Source organism: Microbacterium sp. NPDC091676 (assembly GCF_044756645.1).
GTDB lineage: Bacteria > Actinomycetota > Actinomycetes > Actinomycetales > Microbacteriaceae > Microbacterium > Microbacterium paraoxydans_D.
This window is the reverse complement of the sequence record NZ_JBIVTI010000002.1, coordinates 480,585-497,753: the sequence shown is the minus strand read 5'-3', so window position 1 is coordinate 497,753 and position 17,169 is coordinate 480,585. Positions and strand designations below refer to the sequence as shown.

Genomic DNA, 17,169 nt, shown 5'->3' with positions numbered 1-17,169 from the left:
TGTGAAACTCCTTCATGCGTCTCTCGAACGCGCTCTCCTTCTTCTGAGTGGTCATGTGGTCCCCTTCCCCAGGGTCTGTGTTCAGTTGAAACGGACGGTGCCCCTCATCGCTGGGGATAAGGGGCACCGGATCAGGGCACGAGGCGGTCCGTCAGGCAGCAGCGTTCCGCATCCAGCCCTGCACAAGGAGTGCTTCGGCTGCCTCTCGGACGGAAGGAGAACCGCCGACATGCTGTGCGATCGCGTCCGCGAGGTCGTCCCGAATTCTGAGCCACTCAGCCAGAGACCGCGGCTCTTCACGCCGCTGTTCGTCCGCCGGCGGCTCGAAGCTCAAACGGCCGGTGCGCACCATCTCTGCTTCGACCATGTCGTCAGCGAGGGCGAACAGATCTGGACGGGAAGCGCGTGCTTGCAGCTCGGTGTCCGGTTCTGCGACGTACTGCGGGTGCGCTTCGGCGTAGCATTCCCGAACGTGGAGTGCGATCTTGCCGGTCTTGCTTACGGGGATACCGTTCGCGCGCGCCCAGGCACGTACTGCTCCCGGATTCAGTTTGGTTTCGAGCGCGCTCATTTCTCCGTCTCCCTGGCATCCTTTGCCTTCATGGCTATGACCTCGTCGGCGAACACCGGGTCATTGATGAGCGACTCCCGGAACTCTCGGTAGTGCTTCGGGAGATCGCGGAGCAGGGTCGCGACCTCGCCATATTCGGTGTCGATCTCCTCGGGCTTGTTGATCCACCACCCCTGCCAGTCGGGCATCCAGTTCGTGATCGGCATGCCGTTCATGTCAACCGTGAGCAGCATCCCGTGACCGAGATCGCGGGTGTGGTGGCTGACGTCGTCGGCATGGATGTTGGCGGGCGTGTCGCACCAGCCGAACCGGCAGGCCATCAGATGTCCAGCCTCTGCAACTCGGCGTCGACCTGAGCGGGCCGCCGCAGCAACTTCGGCTCTGCGCGCAACAACAAAGCAGCGGCCACGAGGTCTTCTGCCACGTCCATCGCCCAACGCGCGACGTCCGGGTCTTGGTCGGCGCGAAGTTCCGCACGGATATAGATGTTGGGCACGCCGTTGTCGTAGAGCTCGACGCGGCCGTCCGGGTGGAGGCGTCCCCCGCCGTAGAGCTCGACATCCCGGATGGTCCGAGAGAAGGAGAAGACAGTTCCCTCCACCTCGTCTTCGATGTCCAGGAACTCGAGCTCCTCGGTCCACGAGGGCGCCGCGGCTGACACCTCGGGGTGAGCCCGCAGGTAGGTTGCCGAGTACTCGTCCCAGCCGGGATCGCGGCGGGTTGGGGGCGGAGTTGCCGCTGTACTCTCCACCCCCGCTGCCAACAAGGTGCGGTTGGCGCGCGCATCTGCGATACTGGTGTTACCAGTCATTTTCGGTTCCCTTCGATGTGACTTCGACCGTCGCCCTGTTGCAGCAGGACGGCGGTTTTCTTTTTGGGTCGGCTAATGCCGGATCGGTAGGACTCGCGTTCTACTTCGATCAGATTGGCTATGTGTTCGTCGATGGTTTGGCGCGCCTTCTCGGGACCGAAGATCCGTAAGGCGTCTCGGGCGAGCCGAGCCATTTGGCCGGTTGAGGTGCCGATGCACACCAACAAGCCGCTGTCATTGACGAATGACATTCCGTGACGTTCTAGTTCGTTCATCGCGTAGACGATGAGCCTGTCAACGTCGCGCGGGTCCAACTTCGCCCGCTTGGCAGTCTGGGTCATCCTGCGTCCGTGAACCCCGCTTCGATGAACTCGTTGAGGTCCGAGCGGCGGACAAGTCGACGACCGGCGATCTTGCCGGACTTGATCTGGTTCGTGTGGATGAGCCATCGAACCGACGCGGGCGTGCGTCGGGTCAGTTCGGCGACCTCCTCGACCGTGAGCAGTTCAGGCTCCGGCAGTGCGGTGAGGGTCATGCGTTCTCCTTCCATCAAAATTGTGGCGTGCAAACAGTATTGCATAGCCTCCAACGATTCTGCAACACCCCCACACTTGTGTGGGAGACTCGATACGTGGAACACACTGAAGAAGCCGCTTTCGCCCAAGCCGTCCAGAGACTGCGGGAAGACCGCGGTTGGAGTCAGGGCGAGCTGGCGCGCCGAATGGTCGCCGCCGGGTGGCCAAGCTACTCACAGATGACCGTGAGTCGAACCGAGAAGCTTGAACGTCCGATCCGTCTGAACGAAGCCCTCGCTCTCGCCCGGGTCTTCAATGTGACCTTGCCTCTGATGATCAGCGGTGGCGATGGCGGGCCCGAAGCCCTCGCTGCGCTCCGAGATGTGAGAGGTCAACTGCTTGCCGCCAACAGGAGTTTCAAGATTGGCGCCGAGTCGGCGGACGAGGTCCTCAGCAGTGTTCGCCGAATGCGGGAGGACGGCCGAATTCCGCCGGACTCCCCATATGCGGAGTGGATCGCGGAGTTGGAGGGCGACATCTACGACCTTCTAGACGGTGGAGATGGGACTAGGCGTGTCGAGCATCAAGCAGAGGCCTAACGGGGTCTGGCGCGCGCGCTACCGCGATCAGAATGGCAAGGAGCACTCAGCGCATCGGAAGACGAAGCGCGAGGCTCAGAGGTGGCTAGACGAGCAGACGGCCGCAGTGGTGACGGGGCAGTGGGCGGATCCGGCTGCCGGCCGCGTCTCCTGGGATGAATGGGTGTCGTCGTGGATGGCGATGCAGGTGTGGGCGCCGGGAACCCATAGCGCGGCGCTCACGGCGGTGGAATCAGTACCGTGGCGTCGCCGCTCGATCCGCGATATCAAGCAGGCCGATGTGCAGAGCTGGGTGACTGTCGAGCGGGATCGGGGGTTGGCCGCTTCGACGATCCGCACGCGACTGAACTACGTGCAGATGGCGTTCCGGGCAGCGGTCGACAATCAGGTGATCGCCCGCAACCCTGCATTGCGAGTTAAGACGCCACGGAAGCAAAAGGCCGAGATGGCTATCAAGATCCTGACTTCAGATCAGGTGGCGGCAGCACTCGAGGCGGCGGGGGAGTTCCGCCTGTTCGTTGCAGTGTGCGCTTTCGCGGGCTTGCGGTTGGGTGAGGCCGCGGGTCTGCAGGCGGGTGATATCGACGTCGACCGGGGAACGATCGCGGTTCGTCGGCAGGTGCAGGGCACATCTGTTCCATCCACCAAGGTGGCACCGCCGAAGGCGGGTTCGGAGCGCGAAGTGTTCGTGCCGCGGGAGCTCGTCGAGATGCTGGCACGTGAAGCACGCGTCTCATCTGATGCCTTCCTGTTCCGAACCCCGCGCGGGCACCTGTACAACCGGAACAACGCTGGACATGAGTGGCGCAAGGTCCGTGAAGCTCTTGGCCTCGACGAAGGGATCACGCTGCACGCACTCCGTCACACCTTCGCGTCGAACCTGATCGCGTCAGGCTGTGACGTGGTGACTGTGCAACGCGCGCTAGGGCACTCTCAGCCGTCGATCACGCTCGATGTCTACAGCCACCTGTGGCCGTCGGCGGAAGACAAGACGCGTTCCGCGACGGCCACATTCATGGGGGAAGTGCTGGGGATTGCGGACTCCCTGCGGACTCGCGACTAATAACCCCAGGTCAGGGCCAACCCCTACCGGTAGTTGATGAACTGCAGATCGATGTCGAGGTCGCTGCCCTTGAGGAGCGCGATCACGGCCTGGAGGTCGTCGCGGCTCTTGGACTGCACGCGCAGCTCGTCGCCCTGGATCTGGCTCTTCACGCCCTTGGGGCCCTCGTCGCGGATGATCTTGCCGATCTTCTTCGCGTTCTCGGAGGAGATGCCGTCCTTCAGGCTCGACAGGATGCGGAACTCCTTGCCGCTGGCGAAGGGCTCTCCCGAGTCGAGGCTCTTCAGGGAGATGCCGCGCTTGATGAGCTTGGACTGGAACACGTCGAGGACGGCGTTCGCGCGCTCCTCGGTGTTCGCGGTGATGAGGATCTGCTCGCCGCTCCAGGCGATCGACGCGCCGGTCCCCTTGAAGTCGTAGCGCTGCTCCACCTCTTTGCGCGCCTGGTTCAGGGCGTTCTCGGCCTCCTGGCGATCCACTTTCGAGACGATGTCAAAGGAACTGTCAGCCATGCCTCAACTGTATCCGGGGGTCTGCGGAAAGTCCCGTGGGCGAGCCTCCCCGAGGCGCGCGTCTTCGGATCACAGGACGCCATCGCCGCCTTGCCGCGTCGTGACTGGATCCACCGCGTCATCCGCGATGCACCCCATCGTCGTATCGGGGACACCGCGCGCTGACGCTTCCACCTCCGGCCGGGCCGAGCACCCGCTAGCCGCTGCTCGCCGTGTAGACGTTCTCGGAGACCCGAGTCATCCCCTCCGGAGCGGGCGCACCGTCGGGGACGACGGTGAACGTGCCCGTGACGCCTCCGAGCGAGAAGGGCGCGCCGTCACCGCCGCACCCGAGCACCCAGCTCTCCTCGTCGGCGTAGGCCAGGAGGCATGCGGAGGTATCGTCTCGAGCGCGAGCGAGCCACAAGGACGTCCCTTCGTCTTCGCCGACGAAGCGGGCTGTCGCCTGGTCCACGTCGTCCCACGCGTAGCCGGGAAGATCTGCCGGAACCTCGTCCCGCGCCCCGGCTTCCCGATCGAGCACCGCGTATGTGGCTCCCACCCCCGTGCATCCGCTGAGCGCGACCACGGACAGGACGGCGACGGAGGCGAGAGTCGCCCGAACGTGGATCCCCATTCAGCGATGCTCTCGCAGATGAGCCGTACGCGGAACCCGCTGACTCTGCCGCAGCGCCTCGGACGGTTCGAACTCCGGCCGAGATGGAAGCGTTTTCAGGCCTCGTGCCCCGCGCTGGGCCGATCACGGGTTGATATCAACGCGGTTGCGGATTGTGATCGCCTTTCGAAACGATGCATACTGTAAGCGCTTGCAGTCTTGCAGGCGCTCAGCACTGAGAGAGGCACACACCAATGAAGGTGAACAAGAGGGGCATGGTCGCCGCGGGCGCCATCGCCATCGTTTCGGCTCTGACGCTCGCCGGCTGCTCGACCGGCTCCGGCGGCGACGACTCTTCCTCCGGTGGAGACAGCGGCGGCACGCTGACCGTCTGGGTCGACGCCGAGCGGGTCGACGCGCTGCAGGGCGCGGCGGACGCGTACCAGGAGAAGACCGGTGTCACGGTCAAGCTGGTGGGGAAGTCCGTTGACGACATGAAGGACGACTTCATCCAGCAGGTCCCGACCGGCAAGGGCCCCGACGTGGTCATGGGCGCTCACGACTGGCTCGGCGAGCTCTCGACGAACGGCGTCGTCGCGCCGATCGAGCTCGGTGACAGCTCCGAGGACTACCTCCCCGTCGCGCTCCAGGCGGCGACCTACGAGGGCACCGTCTACATGCTCCCGTACGCGGTCGAGAACATCGCCGTCCTGCGCAACGCCGACCTCGTCCCCGAGCCCGCGACGAGCTTCGACGACATGGTCTCTAAAGGCACCTTCGTGGTGGAGCAGGGCGCCGAGGGCAACCCGTACCACCTGTACCCGTTCCAGACCGCGTTCGGCGCTCCGGTCTTCGGCACCGACGACAGCGGCAGCTACGACCCGACCGACCTGCAGCTCGGCAGCGAGGGCGGCTTCGCCTTCGCCGACTGGCTGGGTGCGCAGGGCGCGGCCGGCACGCTGAACACCGACATCGACGGTGAGATCGCCAAGCAGCAGTTCCTCGACGGCACCGCCGCCTTCTGGCTGACCGGCCCGTGGAACGTGGGCGCGGCCACCGAGGCGGGCATCAACGTCGAGATCGACCCGATCCCGAGCCCGACGGGGGAGACGGCCTCGCCGTTCGCCGGCGTCAAGGGCTTCTTCGTGAGCGCCGAGTCGAAGAACAAGGTCGCGGCCAACGACTTCCTCGTCAACTACCTCGGCACGGAGGACGTGCAGCTGGAGCTGTTCAAGGCCGGCAACGTCCTCCCGGCCCTCACGGCTGCCGCAGACACCGCGGCGTCCGACCCGATCATCGCCGGCTTCCAGTCCGTCGGCGCCGACGCGGTCCCCATGCCGGCGATCCCCGCCATGGGTGCGGTCTGGCAGTTCTGGGGCGTGGCCGAGGCCGCCATCATCAACGGCGAGGACCCGCAGGCGACGTGGCAGAAGCTCGTCGACGACGTGACCGCCGCGATCGAGTAACGGCCGACAAGATGACGACCCTGCCGGGGCGGGCCGCCCAGCCCGCCCCGGCAGGACCATGACGAGGACGACATGACAGACACCGAAGAGCGCACAGCGCCCCCCACGCCTCGGCAGCGCCAGGCGGCGAAGATCGCCGAGGCGGCCTCCCGACCGATCGGGTGGATGCTGCTCAAGATCCTGTTGCTGGCGATCGTGGACGCGATCGCCGTCTACGCCGTGTTCGTGCTGCTCGTGCAGCGCGAGTGGCTGGTGCTCGGCCTCGTCGTCGCGGTGACGGTCGTCGTCAACTACATCTACTTCTCCCGCAAGCGCATCGCGGCGAAGTACCTCACGCCCGGGATCATCTTCCTGGTGCTGTTCCAGGTCTTCACGCTGCTCTACACGGGCTACATCGGCTTCACGAACTACGGCACCGGTCACAACGGGAGCAAGGAGCAGGCGATCTCGTCGCTGCTCGCCTCCGCGCAGGAGCGCGTCGAGGACTCTCCGACGTACCCCGTGACGGTGGTCGAGCAGTTCGGCACCTACGGCCTCCTCGTCACGGATCCCGAGGACGGCGATGCGCTCCTCGGCACGGCGGAGCAGCCTCTCGCCGAGGTCGATGCGGAGTTCGAAGGCGGCAAGGCCGTCGCCGTGGACGGATGGACGACTCTTCCGCTCGCCACCGTCTTCACCCTGTCGGAGGAGCTGGAGCAGCTCTCCGTCCCCTTCAGCGACGACCCCAACGACGGCAGCCTCCGTGCGCCCGACGGGCAGAACGGCTATCTCTACGTCTCGACGCTGACCTACGACGCCGATGCCGACACGATCACGGACACCGCGACCGGCACGGTCTACAGCGACACCGGCGACGGTGCGTTCACCGCGGAGGACGGCGAGCAGCTGCTGCCCGGCTGGCAGACCACGGTCGGCTTCGACAACTTCGTCCGCGCGGTGACCGACGAGTCCATCCGCGGCCCGCTCATCTCCGTCACCGTCTGGACCTTCGTGTTCGCGCTGGTGTCCGTCGCGACGACCTTCTTCCTCGGCCTGCTGCTCGCACTCGTCTTCAACAACACGCGGATGCGCTTCCGCAACGGCTACCGGATCATCCTCATCCTCCCGTACGCCTTCCCCGCGTTCCTCTCCGCGCTCGTCTGGGCCGGGATGATGAACGAGAGCTTCGGGTTCATCAACCAGGTGCTGTTCGGCGGCGCGGCCATCCCGTGGCTCACCGACCCGGTGCTGGCGAAGGTGTCCGTGCTGCTGGTGAACCTCTGGCTCGGCTTCCCGTACATGTTCCTCGTCTGCATGGGGGCGCTGCAGGGCATCCCGGAGGACGTCAACGAGGCCGCCGTGATGGACGGCGCGAACCCCTGGCAGGTCTTCCGCCGGATCAAGCTGCCGCTGCTGCTGGTGACCGTGGCGCCGCTGCTGATCTCGTCGTTCGCGTTCAACTTCAACAACTTCAACCTGATCTACATGCTGACCAAGGGCGGCCCGCGCTTCAGCGACGTGTCGATCCCCGTCGGCCACACCGACATCCTCATCTCGATGGTCTACAAGGTGGCCTTCACCGGGCAGACCCGCGACTACGGACTCGCCTCCGCCTTCACGATCCTGATCTTCGTCGTGGTCGCGACGATCTCGATCATCAGCTTCCGCAAGACCAAGGCCCTCGAGGAGCTGAACTGACATGAGCACCGTCCCCAGCACCGCCACCGCCCCGCGCACCGCTCCGCCGCGTCGCTCCTTCGGCGCCTGGTTCGCCGACACCGGGTGGCGTCACCTCGTCGCCATCGTGGTGAGCGCCTTCGCCCTCTTCCCGCTCCTGTACGTCGTGTCGGCATCGCTCAACCCGAAGGGCACGCTCACCGGGTCGAACCAGCTCTTCTCGGCCATCGGGATCGACAGCTACGTGCGCATCCTCAGCGACCCGCAGAATCCGTACGGGACGTGGTTCCTGAACACGCTGCTCATCGCGGTCGTGACGGGCGCGGTCACCGTCTTCATCGGCGCCTGTGCGGCATATGCCTTCTCCCGCATGCGCTTCGCGGGCCGCCGCGTGGGGCTCGTCACCATCGTCGTGGTGCAGATGTTCCCGCAGCTCCTCGCGGTCGTCGCGATCTTCCTGCTGATGTCGACGCTGGGGGACTGGTTCCCGGCGATCGGCCTCAACACGCACACCGGCCTGATCCTCGTCTATCTCGGCGGCGCGCTCGGCGTGAACACCTACCTGATGTACGGCTTCTTCAACACGATCCCGAAGGAGATCGACGAGGCGGCCCGCATCGACGGCGCCGGGCACGCGCGGATCTTCTTCACGATCATCCTGCGTCTGGTCGCCCCGATCCTCGCGGTCGTCGGTCTGCTCTCCTTCATCGGCACGGTGAACGAATACGTGATCGCCAGCGTCATGCTCGTCGACGTGGATCAGCAGACCCTCGTCGTCGGTCTGACCAAGCTCGTGGCGAACCCTCGCTACGCCGACTGGTCGGCCTTCTCGGCCGGCGCGGTCATGGCGGCGATCCCGGTGATGGTGCTCTTCCTCTTCCTGCAGAAGTACATCGTCGGTGGTCTGACCGCGGGGGCGACCAAGGGCTGATCGACGCATCGGCGGGTACTAGCGTGCGTCACATGCTACCTTGTGAGGCATGACAGCGGACGTCGGGGCGCAGATGCGCAAAGGAGTGGTCGAGTACTGCGTGCTCGGCTTGCTCTCGCGTGAGCCCATGTACGGCTGGCAGCTGTCGGAGGCACTCACCGGCGCCGGGCTGATCGCCAGCATCGGCACGCTCTACCCGCTGCTCGGGCGGTTGCGCGACAACGGCTGGGTGACGACGTTCGACCGGCCGTCCGAGAGCGGTCCGGCGCGCAAGTACTACCGGCTCACGGATGCCGGTATCGATCAGCTCGCGCGCTTCCGGGCGCAGTGGGCGCCGTTCGCCCGTGCCGTCACGGGCATGGTGGGGGAAGGATGACCATGACCGAGAAGACCGCAGCCGAGCTGCGCGACGACTACCTGGCCCGGCTCGACGAGGCGATGCGCGGGCTCCCGCACGGCGTCGCCTCGGACATCCGCGGCGGGATCGCGGAGGAGCTCGACGGGCTCGACGCGGCGACGGTCGCGGAACGGATCGATCGGCTGGGCGATCCGCGAGGGATCGCGCGCGAGGCGGAGGACGAGGTGCCGACGGCGCTGCCCGTCGTGCTCCCCGCACCCACGCCGGCGCCGGCGGCACCACGCACGCCGACGACAGCGACGAGGGGATTCGCGATCGCGGCCGCGCTCACCCTGAGCTTCGGCGGGATCGTGGTGCCGGTCGTCGGCTGGTTCGTGGGCGCGGTGCTCGTGAGCCTCAGTGCGATGTGGCGGACCTGGGAGAAGGCCGTCGCGATCCTCGTGCCCTTCGTGGTCACCGGGCTGTCCTTCCTGATCGCCTCGACCATGACCGGCTTCTCGACGGGCTCGGCCTCCGGGAGCTCGACCGACGGCGACGCGGTGTCGGAGGTGGTGAACCCGCTCGTCCCGTCCTTCGGGGAGTGGCACCTGCTCCTGTTGCTGGGCTTCCTGCTGGTCCCGGCCTCCGGGCTCTGGCTGCTCTGGCGGATGCGCGGCCGCGGCCTCCGCTGACGGAGGCCGCCGCGTCGCGGCGTTGCTCACGACCCGCGCGGCGGCCCGGGCCTACGGTGAGACCATGGCACGGGTGGGTGGACGCAACCTCGGGATGAGCTGGTTCGCCGGCATCGTGTGCGCCGGGATCGTCGGCGCCCTCGTCTGGCTCTCGCTGCCGATGCTCCCGATCCTCGCGCAGTTCGCCGGTGACGCGCTCCGCAGCACTTTTCCCTGAGCGGCGGAGACCGCGGGACCACGCGTATGGCGACACGACGGCACGCCTCCGGAAGCGCCGGGACGGGCGGCGGTAATCTCGCACTGCACATCCCCGATGAGAGGCGCATCCCATGAGTGATCCCGAGGCTCGTCAGCCCGAGAAGTCGAACGACGTCGACGACGTCGTCGGCAGCGCGAACGCCGGTCTCGACGCCGCCGCGGCGGCCCGCGGAGATGCTCCCGGCGGCGCGGACGACGGCGACCGCTCGCGCGCCGAGGACGTGACCCCGGCGTCCGCAGAGACGCCCGCCGACCAGGCCGCCCCGCGACAGGAGCCTGCTGTCGATCCCGATCTCGCCGCGTTCGAGGCCGCCGAGCGGGAGCACCCCGGCACCTTCGCCGCCTCCGCACCTGCTCCGACCCGTGCCGAGGATGACCGTCCCGTCGCCGACCGCTTCGGCGACGAGCGCCGCGACGCGACCCCCGAGACCTCGCTGTACGCGACGCCGGAGACCTCGCTGTACGACACCTCGGCCCCTCGCGGACACGAGGAGTCGGCCATGGCGGGCGCCGCCTACGCGTCCCACGCCGACGACACCGACACCCGCATCGTGCCGTCCGAGCCGCTCACGAACGGCGCCGCCGCTCCGCAGCAGCCGCAGCAGCCGCAGCCGATCTTCGTGCAGGCGCCGGAGCCGCCGCGCGAGCGGGGCAACCGGGGTACCGCCGGCGCCATCGGTCTGCTCGCCACCGTCGCCTTCGCGCTGCTCTACCTCGCGACCATCCTGGGCCTCGGCGCCCTCGCCGGCGACGTGAACGGGGAGAACATCGGCGAGGCGCTCGTCGCCCCGCTGCTCACCTGGGGCTTCTGGACGCCGGTGGTCGTGTTCTTCCTCGGCTTCTGGCTCCTCGGAGCGATCATCAACCGCGGACGCTGGGGCCTGTGGGTCGTGTTCGGCATCGTGGTCGGGCTGATCGCCTACGCCGGACACATCCTGGGGCAGCTCTTCGAGGCGCCCTTCTGGAAGCTCACGGCGTCGCAGGGTCTCGAACTCGCGGGGGAGCAGCTGCTGGCACCGCTGGCCATCGCGGCCTTCGTCTTCGCCCGCGAGCTCACGATCTGGTTCGGCGCCTGGGTGGCCCGTAGCGGCGCCCGCAAGACCGAGCTGAACGAGGAGGCGCAGCGCGAGTACGAGCGCACCCTCGAGGCCGGTCCGACCCTGTCGAGGTAATCACGAACACCACCACGCCGAACCCCCGCGGGCCCGAGTCCGCGGGGGTTTCGGCTGTCCTCGCGGCGGTGATGGCCACCATCGCCTTCTTCGCTCTTGCCGTCTTCGGTCTCGGTGCCCTCAGCGTCGCCACCGACCGCGACATCATCGACGTTCCGGGCCTGGGTCAGATCCCCGGGGTGACCGGCATGGTCGCGGCCGTCGTCGTGTTCGCCCTCACGCTGTGGGCGACGGTGCGGCGGGGACACGCCTCCTTCGGCTCTGCTCCCGTGATCGCGCTGCTCACGGCACTCGTGCACCTGGCCGCCGTCTGGTTCGCCGTGGTCGTCGCGACGAGCGATGTGGTCGTGGCCACCGCCGTCGCCGGAGATCTCGTCCGCGGCGGCGCGAGTCTCGTGCTCCTCGCCGCCGCGGCGGTGGCCGCCTGGGGCGGGATCGCCCTGCGCCGCACGAGGTCGGCGAGGCCGCAGTGGCCGTGGGAGCGCGACGAGGGGGAATGACACCCCGTAAATCCGCGCCGTGAGCGGCGACGCGCCGTACGCTGGTGGGGTGGAGCGCTCATTGGAGACGCAGGTCGACCAGGCCGTCGAGGCCTGGTTGCGCTGGGTGCCGCGCTGGGAGCCGGCGACGCACCGCGGCCGGACCGCGCCCTGCCGACGCTGTCTCGGCTCGCCCATCCTCGCCGCCGCGGGCATCGCCGGCACCACCCCGCACGGCGTCCAGCACGGCCTGTCGACGCGCATCAAGACGATCGTCGACCACGCGGTCGCCGAGTACACCGCGCGGAACCTCCCGACGCTGCAGCGCGAGCTCGACCAGCAGGCCGCGCGCAACAGGGCCCGCAGCTACCGACCGACCGAAGACCTCGACCCCGAGTTCGAGGGCATGCCGCTGGACCCGGAGCCAGTGCCCGGTGCACCGTTCCTCTTCACGATCGCCGGCCTCGCCGACGACTCCGCGGCAGAGCTGCCGCCGCTGCCGCCGCTCTCCGACGAGGCCAAGACGGCGCTGCGACAGGAGGTCGCCCTCGCGGACGAGTACGCGAACCTCGTCGGACGCGAGATCTGCGGGATCCTGCTCCGGCACCGGATCACGATCCAGGCGGCGGTGTCCCGACATGTCGAGCCGCAGATCGAGGCGCTCCTCGCCGAGCTGACGGAGTCGCTGGACTCCCCGTTCGACCCCGACATCCCCTGACTCCGCGCGGTCCGCGCGAGGGCGACCGTCATTTGACCGTCAGGTTACGCGGCATTACACTTGATCAGGTGTGTGCACGTCCTGACGTGCGCGCTGGGCGTCGGCACCTCGCCGGTCCGCCCCCACGGCATACCCACCACACCAAAAGCTCGTCGGTTCCGGCGTGCCGGTGGGTCATGATGTGAAACCCATCACGCTGTCACCGTGCAGCACTATGAGGAGAGAACGTGCCAACCATTCAGCAGTTGGTTCGCAAGGGCCGCTCGCCCAAGGTCACCAAGACCAAGGCGCCCGCGCTCAAGGCGAACCCGCAGCAGGCCGGGGTCTGCACCCGCGTCTACACCACCACCCCGAAGAAGCCGAACTCGGCGATGCGCAAGGTCGCTCGTGTGAAGCTCCGCAACGGGACCGAGGTCACCGCGTACATCCCCGGTGAGGGCCACAACCTGCAGGAGCACTCCCTGGTGCTCGTCCGCGGCGGTCGTGTGAAGGACCTCCCCGGTGTGCGTTACAAGATCGTCCGTGGCGCTCTGGACACCCAGGCCGTCAAGAACCGTAAGCAGGCTCGTTCCCGCTACGGCGCGAAGAAGGGTTGAGTTAGATGCCTCGTAAGGGTCCCGCCCCCAAGCGCCCCGTCGTCAACGACCCGGTCTACGGCGCTCCGATCGTCACCTCGCTGGTGAACAAGATCCTCGTCGACGGCAAGAAGTCGCTGGCCGAATCGATCGTCTACGGCGCCCTCCGCGGTGTCGAGGCGAAGAACGGCCAGGACGCCGTCGCCACCCTGAAGAAGGCGCTCGACAACGTGCGCCCCACGCTCGAGGTCCGCAGCCGCCGCGTCGGTGGCTCGACCTACCAGGTTCCGGTCGAGGTCAAGCCGCACCGCGCGAACACCCTCGCGCTGCGCTGGCTCGTGAGCTACGCCAAGGGTCGTCGTGAGAAGACGATGACCGAGCGTCTCCAGAACGAGATCCTGGACGCGTCGAACGGCCTCGGTGCCGCGGTCAAGCGCCGCGAGGACACCCACAAGATGGCCGAGTCGAACCGCGCGTTCGCTCACTACCGCTGGTAACCCCTTCGACGGGCTCAGGGTCCCTTCCGCGTCCCTGGGCCCGTCGCACCCCCTCTTCGCAGTACACCTGCTGCTCCAATAGATAAGGACACTCCTGTGGCACAAGACGTGCTCACGGACCTGAGCAAGGTCCGCAACATCGGCATCATGGCGCACATCGATGCCGGCAAGACCACGACGACCGAGCGCATCCTGTTCTACACGGGCGTCAACCACAAGCTCGGCGAGACGCACGACGGTGCGTCGACCACCGACTGGATGGAGCAGGAGAAGGAGCGCGGCATCACGATCACGTCTGCCGCCGTGACCTGCTTCTGGAACAAGAACCAGATCAACATCATCGACACCCCCGGTCACGTGGACTTCACGGTCGAGGTGGAGCGCTCGCTCCGCGTCCTCGACGGTGCGGTCGCCGTGTTCGACGGCAAGGAGGGCGTCGAGCCCCAGTCCGAGACCGTGTGGCGTCAGGCCGACAAGTACAACGTCCCCCGCATCTGCTTCGTCAACAAGATGGACAAGCTCGGCGCGGACTTCTACTTCACGGTCGACACGATCATCAACCGCCTCGGCGCCAAGCCGCTGGTGCTGCAGCTCCCGATCGGTGCCGAGAACGACTTCGTCGGCGTCATCGACCTCGTCGAGATGCGCGCACTGGTGTGGCCCGGCGACGCCAAGGGTGACGTGACCATGGGCGCCTCCTACGAGGTGCAGGAGATCCCGGCCGACCTCAAGGACAAGGCCGAGGACTACCGCCAGCAGCTGCTGGAGACGGTCGCCGAGACCGACGAGGAGCTTCTCGAGAAGTTCTTCGGCGGCGAGGAGCTCACCGTCGCGGAGATCAAGGGCGCCATCCGCAAGATGGTCGTCGCCAGCGAGATCTACCCGGTCCTCTGCGGCTCCGCCTTCAAGAACCGCGGTGTGCAGCCCATGCTGGACGCCGTCGTCGACTACCTCCCGTCCCCGCTGGACGTGCCCGCCATCGAGGCGCACGACCCGAAGGACGAGGAGAAGATCATCGAGCGTCACCCCGACGCGAAGGACCCGTTCGCGGCCCTGGCCTTCAAGGTCGCCGTGCACCCGTTCTTCGGTCGTCTGACGTACGTGCGCGTCTACTCGGGCGAGCTCGAGTCGGGCGCCCAGGTCATCAACTCGACCAAGGGCAAGAAGGAGCGCATCGGGAAGATCTTCCAGATGCACGCCAACAAGGAGAACCCGGTCGACAAGCTGACCGCGGGCAACATCTACGCCGTCATCGGCCTGAAGGACACCACCACCGGTGACACCCTCGCCGACATCGCGCAGCCGGTCGTCCTCGAGTCGATGACGTTCCCGGAGCCGGTGATCGAGGTCGCGATCGAGCCGAAGACCAAGGCCGACCAGGAGAAGCTGGGTCTCGCGATCCAGAAGCTCGCTGAGGAGGACCCGACCTTCCGCACGGAGCTCAACCCGGAGACCGGTCAGACGACCATCAAGGGCATGGGCGAGCTGCACCTCGACATCCTCGTGGACCGCATGAAGCGCGAGTTCCGCGTCGAGGCGAACGTCGGCAAGCCGCAGGTCGCGTACCGCGAGACGATCCGCAAGGCCGTCGAGAAGCACGACTACACGCACAAGAAGCAGACCGGTGGATCGGGCCAGTTCGCCAAGATCCAGTTCAACATCGAGCCCCTCGAGCTCGACGGCGAGAAGACGTACGAGTTCGTGAACGCGGTCACCGGTGGCCGCATCCCGCGCGAGTACATCGGCTCGATCGACGCCGGTTTCCAGGACGCCATGAACGTCGGTGTCCTCGCGGGCTACCCGATGGTGGGCGTCAAGGCGACCATCGTCGACGGTGCGGCGCACGACGTCGACTCCTCGGAGATGGCGTTCAAGATCGCGGGCTCCATGGGCTTCAAGGAGGCCGCTCGCCGCGCCAACCCCGTGCTGCTCGAGCCGCTGATGGCCGTCGAGGTCCGTACTCCGGAGGAGTACATGGGCGACGTCATCGGCGACCTGAACTCGCGTCGTGGCCAGATCCAGTCGATGGAGGACGCCGCCGGCGTCAAGGTCGTGCGCGCCGCGGTGCCGCTGTCCGAGATGTTCGGCTACATCGGCGACCTGCGCTCGAAGACCTCGGGCCGTGCCGTCTACTCCATGGAGTTCGACAGCTACGCCGAGGTCCCGCGCGCGGTGGCCGACGAGATCGTCCAGAAGGCCAAGGGCGAGTAATCGCTCTTCTGGGAGCCCTGGGTCGCTGAGCCTGTCGACGCACCCGGGGTTCCCAGGTCACCTACAACTTCACATTCCCTCTCTACTAAACTGAGAACCTAACCCGTAGAGAACCGGTCGCAAACCAGTGCCCGGCACCTCTACAACGACGTCCTGAGGAGGACCCAGTGGCTAAGGCCAAGTTCGAGCGGACCAAGCCGCACGTCAACATCGGAACGATCGGTCACGTCGACCACGGCAAGACCACGCTCTCCGCAGCGATCTCGAAGGTGCTTGCTGACAAGTACCCGTCCGACACGAACGTGCAGCGCGACTTCGCTTCCATCGACTCGGCGCCGGAAGAGCGCCAGCGCGGTATCACGATCAACATCTCGCACATCGAGTACGAGACCCCGAAGCGCCACTACGCCCACGTTGACGCCCCCGGCCACGCCGACTACGTCAAGAACATGATCACGGGTGCGGCGCAGATGGACGGCGCGATCCTCGTCGTCGCGGCCACCGACGGCCCGATGGCGCAGACGCGCGAGCACGTGCTGCTCGCCAAGCAGGTCGGCGTTCCCTACCTGCTCGTCGCGCTGAACAAGTCCGACGCGGTCGACGACGAGGAGATCCTGGAGCTCGTCGAGCTCGAGGTCCGCGAGCTGCTCTCGAGCCAGGGCTTCGACGGCGACAACGCTCCCGTCGTTCGTGTCTCCGCTCTCAAGGCCCTCGAGGGCGACGAGAAGTGGGTCGACGCGATCCTCGAGCTCATGCAGGCTGTCGACGACAGCGTTCCGGACCCGGAGCGTGACCGTGACAAGCCGTTCCTCATGCCCGTCGAGGACGTCTTCACGATCACCGGTCGTGGCACCGTCGTCACGGGTCGCGCCGAGCGTGGCACCCTGGCCATCAACTCCGAGGTCGAGATCGTGGGTCTGCGCCCGACGCAGAAGACGACCGTCACCGGTATCGAGATGTTCCACAAGCAGCTCGACGAGGCCTGGGCCGGCGAGAACTGTGGTCTGCTCCTCCGCGGCACCAAGCGCGAGGACGTGGAGCGCGGCCAGGTCATCGTGAAGCCGGGTTCGGTCACGCCGCACACCGACTTCGAGGGCACGGCCTACATCCTGTCCAAGGACGAGGGTGGCCGCCACAACCCCTTCTACACGAACTACCGTCCGCAGTTCTACTTCCGCACCACGGACGTCACCGGCGTCATCACGCTGCCCGAGGGCACCGAGATGGTCATGCCCGGCGACACCACCGACATGACGGTCGAGCTGATCCAGCCGATCGCCATGGAGGAGGGCCTCGGCTTCGCCATCCGTGAGGGTGGTCGTACGGTCGGCGCCGGTACGGTGACGAAGATCATCAAGTAAGCATCTGCTTCCTCGCAAAGGGGTCGAGCCTTCGGGCTCGGCCCCTTTGTCGTCGGTGGACGGCGTGATGACGCGCGCCGATCCCCTAGGATGAAGACGCCGCAAGGCTGCGGTGCAACCGTCGATTCCGGAAACGACGTCCGGTCGGGC

General features: G+C 66.9%; 22 protein-coding genes. 15 read left to right on the top strand and 7 right to left on the bottom strand.

The window, feature by feature from the left end:
- Positions 1-151: 151 nt before the first annotated feature.
- The 5 genes from ACIQID_RS15615 to ACIQID_RS15595 are packed head-to-tail and all read right to left on the bottom strand — an operon-like array spanning position 152 to position 1,917.
- Complete coding sequence (locus tag ACIQID_RS15615; RefSeq protein ID WP_400286762.1) at positions 152-571, bottom strand: hypothetical protein; 420 nt, start codon at positions 569-571, stop codon at positions 152-154.
- Entirely contained in the window at positions 568-891 is a 324-nt protein-coding gene (locus tag ACIQID_RS15610; RefSeq protein WP_400286759.1) for a hypothetical protein, read from the bottom strand. Before ACIQID_RS15610 ends, ACIQID_RS15615 begins: the two co-directional genes overlap by 4 nt.
- The gene (locus tag ACIQID_RS15605) at positions 891-1,382 is read right to left on the bottom strand and encodes a hypothetical protein (protein ID WP_400286756.1); all 492 of its coding nucleotides are present in this window, start codon (positions 1,380-1,382) and stop codon (positions 891-893) included. The genes ACIQID_RS15610 and ACIQID_RS15605 overlap by 1 nt, the downstream gene beginning before the upstream one ends.
- Positions 1,379-1,723, bottom strand: a complete 345-nt coding sequence (locus ACIQID_RS15600; RefSeq protein ID WP_371512434.1) for a hypothetical protein — start codon at positions 1,721-1,723, stop codon at positions 1,379-1,381. Before ACIQID_RS15600 ends, ACIQID_RS15605 begins: the two co-directional genes overlap by 4 nt.
- Entirely contained in the window at positions 1,720-1,917 is a 198-nt protein-coding gene (locus ACIQID_RS15595; RefSeq protein WP_315637777.1) for a helix-turn-helix domain-containing protein, read from the bottom strand. The genes ACIQID_RS15600 and ACIQID_RS15595 overlap by 4 nt, the downstream gene beginning before the upstream one ends.
- A 96-nt stretch (positions 1,918-2,013) precedes the next feature.
- On the opposite strand from ACIQID_RS15595, the gene ACIQID_RS15590 reads away from it, so the two are divergent.
- Positions 2,014-2,496 carry a helix-turn-helix transcriptional regulator gene (locus tag ACIQID_RS15590; RefSeq protein WP_315637778.1) on the top strand — a complete coding sequence of 161 codons (483 nt, stop codon included), beginning with the start codon at positions 2,014-2,016 and terminating at the stop codon, positions 2,494-2,496.
- The gene (locus tag ACIQID_RS15585) at positions 2,471-3,559 is read left to right on the top strand and encodes a tyrosine-type recombinase/integrase (RefSeq protein ID WP_400286751.1); all 1,089 of its coding nucleotides are present in this window, start codon (positions 2,471-2,473) and stop codon (positions 3,557-3,559) included. The genes ACIQID_RS15590 and ACIQID_RS15585 overlap by 26 nt, the downstream gene beginning before the upstream one ends.
- Positions 3,560-3,582: 23 nt before the next feature.
- Here ACIQID_RS15585 and ACIQID_RS15580 read toward each other — a convergent pair whose 3' ends face one another.
- Positions 3,583-4,071: a YajQ family cyclic di-GMP-binding protein gene (locus ACIQID_RS15580; RefSeq protein WP_025102421.1), complete on the bottom strand. Its 489-nt coding sequence runs from the start codon at positions 4,069-4,071 to the stop codon at positions 3,583-3,585.
- Between the two features lie 196 nt (positions 4,072-4,267).
- The gene (locus ACIQID_RS15575) at positions 4,268-4,687 is read right to left on the bottom strand and encodes a hypothetical protein (protein WP_400286747.1); all 420 of its coding nucleotides are present in this window, start codon (positions 4,685-4,687) and stop codon (positions 4,268-4,270) included.
- Positions 4,688-4,920: 233 nt separating this feature from the next.
- On the opposite strand from ACIQID_RS15575, the gene ACIQID_RS15570 reads away from it, so the two are divergent.
- From ACIQID_RS15570 to tuf, 13 genes are all read left to right on the top strand, one after another.
- Positions 4,921-6,132, top strand: coding sequence for a maltose ABC transporter substrate-binding protein (locus ACIQID_RS15570; protein ID WP_062765244.1), 1,212 nt, complete (start codon positions 4,921-4,923; stop codon positions 6,130-6,132).
- A 72-nt stretch (positions 6,133-6,204) separates the two neighbouring features.
- Positions 6,205-7,809, top strand: a complete 1,605-nt coding sequence (gene malF, locus ACIQID_RS15565; RefSeq protein ID WP_292794192.1) for a maltose ABC transporter permease MalF — start codon at positions 6,205-6,207, stop codon at positions 7,807-7,809.
- 1 nt (position 7,810) lies between these two features.
- Positions 7,811-8,719 (top strand): sugar ABC transporter permease, encoded by a 909-nt coding sequence (locus ACIQID_RS15560; RefSeq protein ID WP_062765238.1) that lies wholly within the window; start codon positions 7,811-7,813, stop codon positions 8,717-8,719.
- A gap of 49 nt (positions 8,720-8,768) precedes the next feature.
- Positions 8,769-9,095 (top strand): PadR family transcriptional regulator, encoded by a 327-nt coding sequence (locus ACIQID_RS15555; RefSeq protein ID WP_168429038.1) that lies wholly within the window; start codon positions 8,769-8,771, stop codon positions 9,093-9,095.
- 2 nt (positions 9,096-9,097) lie between these two features.
- Positions 9,098-9,748 carry an HAAS signaling domain-containing protein gene (locus ACIQID_RS15550; RefSeq protein WP_400286740.1) on the top strand — a complete coding sequence of 217 codons (651 nt, stop codon included), beginning with the start codon at positions 9,098-9,100 and terminating at the stop codon, positions 9,746-9,748.
- A 64-nt stretch (positions 9,749-9,812) separates the two neighbouring features.
- A complete protein-coding gene (locus ACIQID_RS15545; protein ID WP_164498161.1) occupies positions 9,813-9,965 on the top strand; it encodes a hypothetical protein in 153 nt (50 codons plus the stop codon).
- Between the two features lie 112 nt (positions 9,966-10,077).
- The gene (locus ACIQID_RS15540) at positions 10,078-11,178 is read left to right on the top strand and encodes an ABC transporter (RefSeq protein ID WP_400286736.1); all 1,101 of its coding nucleotides are present in this window, start codon (positions 10,078-10,080) and stop codon (positions 11,176-11,178) included.
- Positions 11,179-11,249: 71 nt separating this feature from the next.
- Positions 11,250-11,678, top strand: coding sequence for a hypothetical protein (locus ACIQID_RS15535; protein ID WP_292797461.1), 429 nt, complete (start codon positions 11,250-11,252; stop codon positions 11,676-11,678).
- A 49-nt stretch (positions 11,679-11,727) separates the two neighbouring features.
- Positions 11,728-12,375: a hypothetical protein gene (locus ACIQID_RS15530; RefSeq protein WP_062765222.1), complete on the top strand. Its 648-nt coding sequence runs from the start codon at positions 11,728-11,730 to the stop codon at positions 12,373-12,375.
- Positions 12,376-12,602: 227 nt separating this feature from the next.
- The gene (gene rpsL / locus ACIQID_RS15525; protein WP_018187369.1) at positions 12,603-12,971 is read left to right on the top strand and encodes a 30S ribosomal protein S12; all 369 of its coding nucleotides are present in this window, start codon (positions 12,603-12,605) and stop codon (positions 12,969-12,971) included.
- A gap of 5 nt (positions 12,972-12,976) precedes the next feature.
- On the top strand, positions 12,977-13,447 hold the full coding sequence (gene rpsG / locus ACIQID_RS15520; protein ID WP_017201608.1) for a 30S ribosomal protein S7: 471 nt from the start codon (positions 12,977-12,979) through the stop codon (positions 13,445-13,447).
- A 96-nt stretch (positions 13,448-13,543) separates the two neighbouring features.
- A complete protein-coding gene (gene fusA, locus ACIQID_RS15515; RefSeq protein ID WP_025102411.1) occupies positions 13,544-15,658 on the top strand; it encodes an elongation factor G in 2,115 nt (704 codons plus the stop codon).
- 167 nt (positions 15,659-15,825) lie between these two features.
- Positions 15,826-17,019 (top strand): elongation factor Tu, encoded by a 1,194-nt coding sequence (tuf, locus tag ACIQID_RS15510; RefSeq protein ID WP_062632876.1) that lies wholly within the window; start codon positions 15,826-15,828, stop codon positions 17,017-17,019.
- Positions 17,020-17,169: the final 150 nt, after the last annotated feature.

Coding starts and splice junctions, on each gene's coding strand:
- ACIQID_RS15615 (WP_400286762.1), bottom strand. CDS start 571: ATGAGCGCGCTCGAAACCAAACTGAATCCGGGAGCAGTACGTGCCTGG.
- ACIQID_RS15610 (WP_400286759.1), bottom strand. CDS start 891: ATGGCCTGCCGGTTCGGCTGGTGCGACACGCCCGCCAACATCCATGCC.
- ACIQID_RS15605 (WP_400286756.1), bottom strand. CDS start 1,382: ATGACTGGTAACACCAGTATCGCAGATGCGCGCGCCAACCGCACCTTG.
- ACIQID_RS15600 (WP_371512434.1), bottom strand. CDS start 1,723: ATGACCCAGACTGCCAAGCGGGCGAAGTTGGACCCGCGCGACGTTGAC.
- ACIQID_RS15595 (WP_315637777.1), bottom strand. CDS start 1,917: ATGACCCTCACCGCACTGCCGGAGCCTGAACTGCTCACGGTCGAGGAG.
- ACIQID_RS15580 (WP_025102421.1), bottom strand. CDS start 4,071: ATGGCTGACAGTTCCTTTGACATCGTCTCGAAAGTGGATCGCCAGGAG.
- ACIQID_RS15575 (WP_400286747.1), bottom strand. CDS start 4,687: ATGGGGATCCACGTTCGGGCGACTCTCGCCTCCGTCGCCGTCCTGTCC.
- ACIQID_RS15570 (WP_062765244.1), top strand. CDS start 4,921: ATGAAGGTGAACAAGAGGGGCATGGTCGCCGCGGGCGCCATCGCCATC.
- malF (WP_292794192.1), top strand. CDS start 6,205: ATGACAGACACCGAAGAGCGCACAGCGCCCCCCACGCCTCGGCAGCGC.
- ACIQID_RS15560 (WP_062765238.1), top strand. CDS start 7,811: ATGAGCACCGTCCCCAGCACCGCCACCGCCCCGCGCACCGCTCCGCCG.
- ACIQID_RS15555 (WP_168429038.1), top strand. CDS start 8,769: ATGACAGCGGACGTCGGGGCGCAGATGCGCAAAGGAGTGGTCGAGTAC.
- ACIQID_RS15550 (WP_400286740.1), top strand. CDS start 9,098: ATGACCGAGAAGACCGCAGCCGAGCTGCGCGACGACTACCTGGCCCGG.
- ACIQID_RS15545 (WP_164498161.1), top strand. CDS start 9,813: ATGGCACGGGTGGGTGGACGCAACCTCGGGATGAGCTGGTTCGCCGGC.
- ACIQID_RS15540 (WP_400286736.1), top strand. CDS start 10,078: ATGAGTGATCCCGAGGCTCGTCAGCCCGAGAAGTCGAACGACGTCGAC.
- ACIQID_RS15535 (WP_292797461.1), top strand. CDS start 11,250: ATGGCCACCATCGCCTTCTTCGCTCTTGCCGTCTTCGGTCTCGGTGCC.
- rpsG (WP_017201608.1), top strand. CDS start 12,977: ATGCCTCGTAAGGGTCCCGCCCCCAAGCGCCCCGTCGTCAACGACCCG.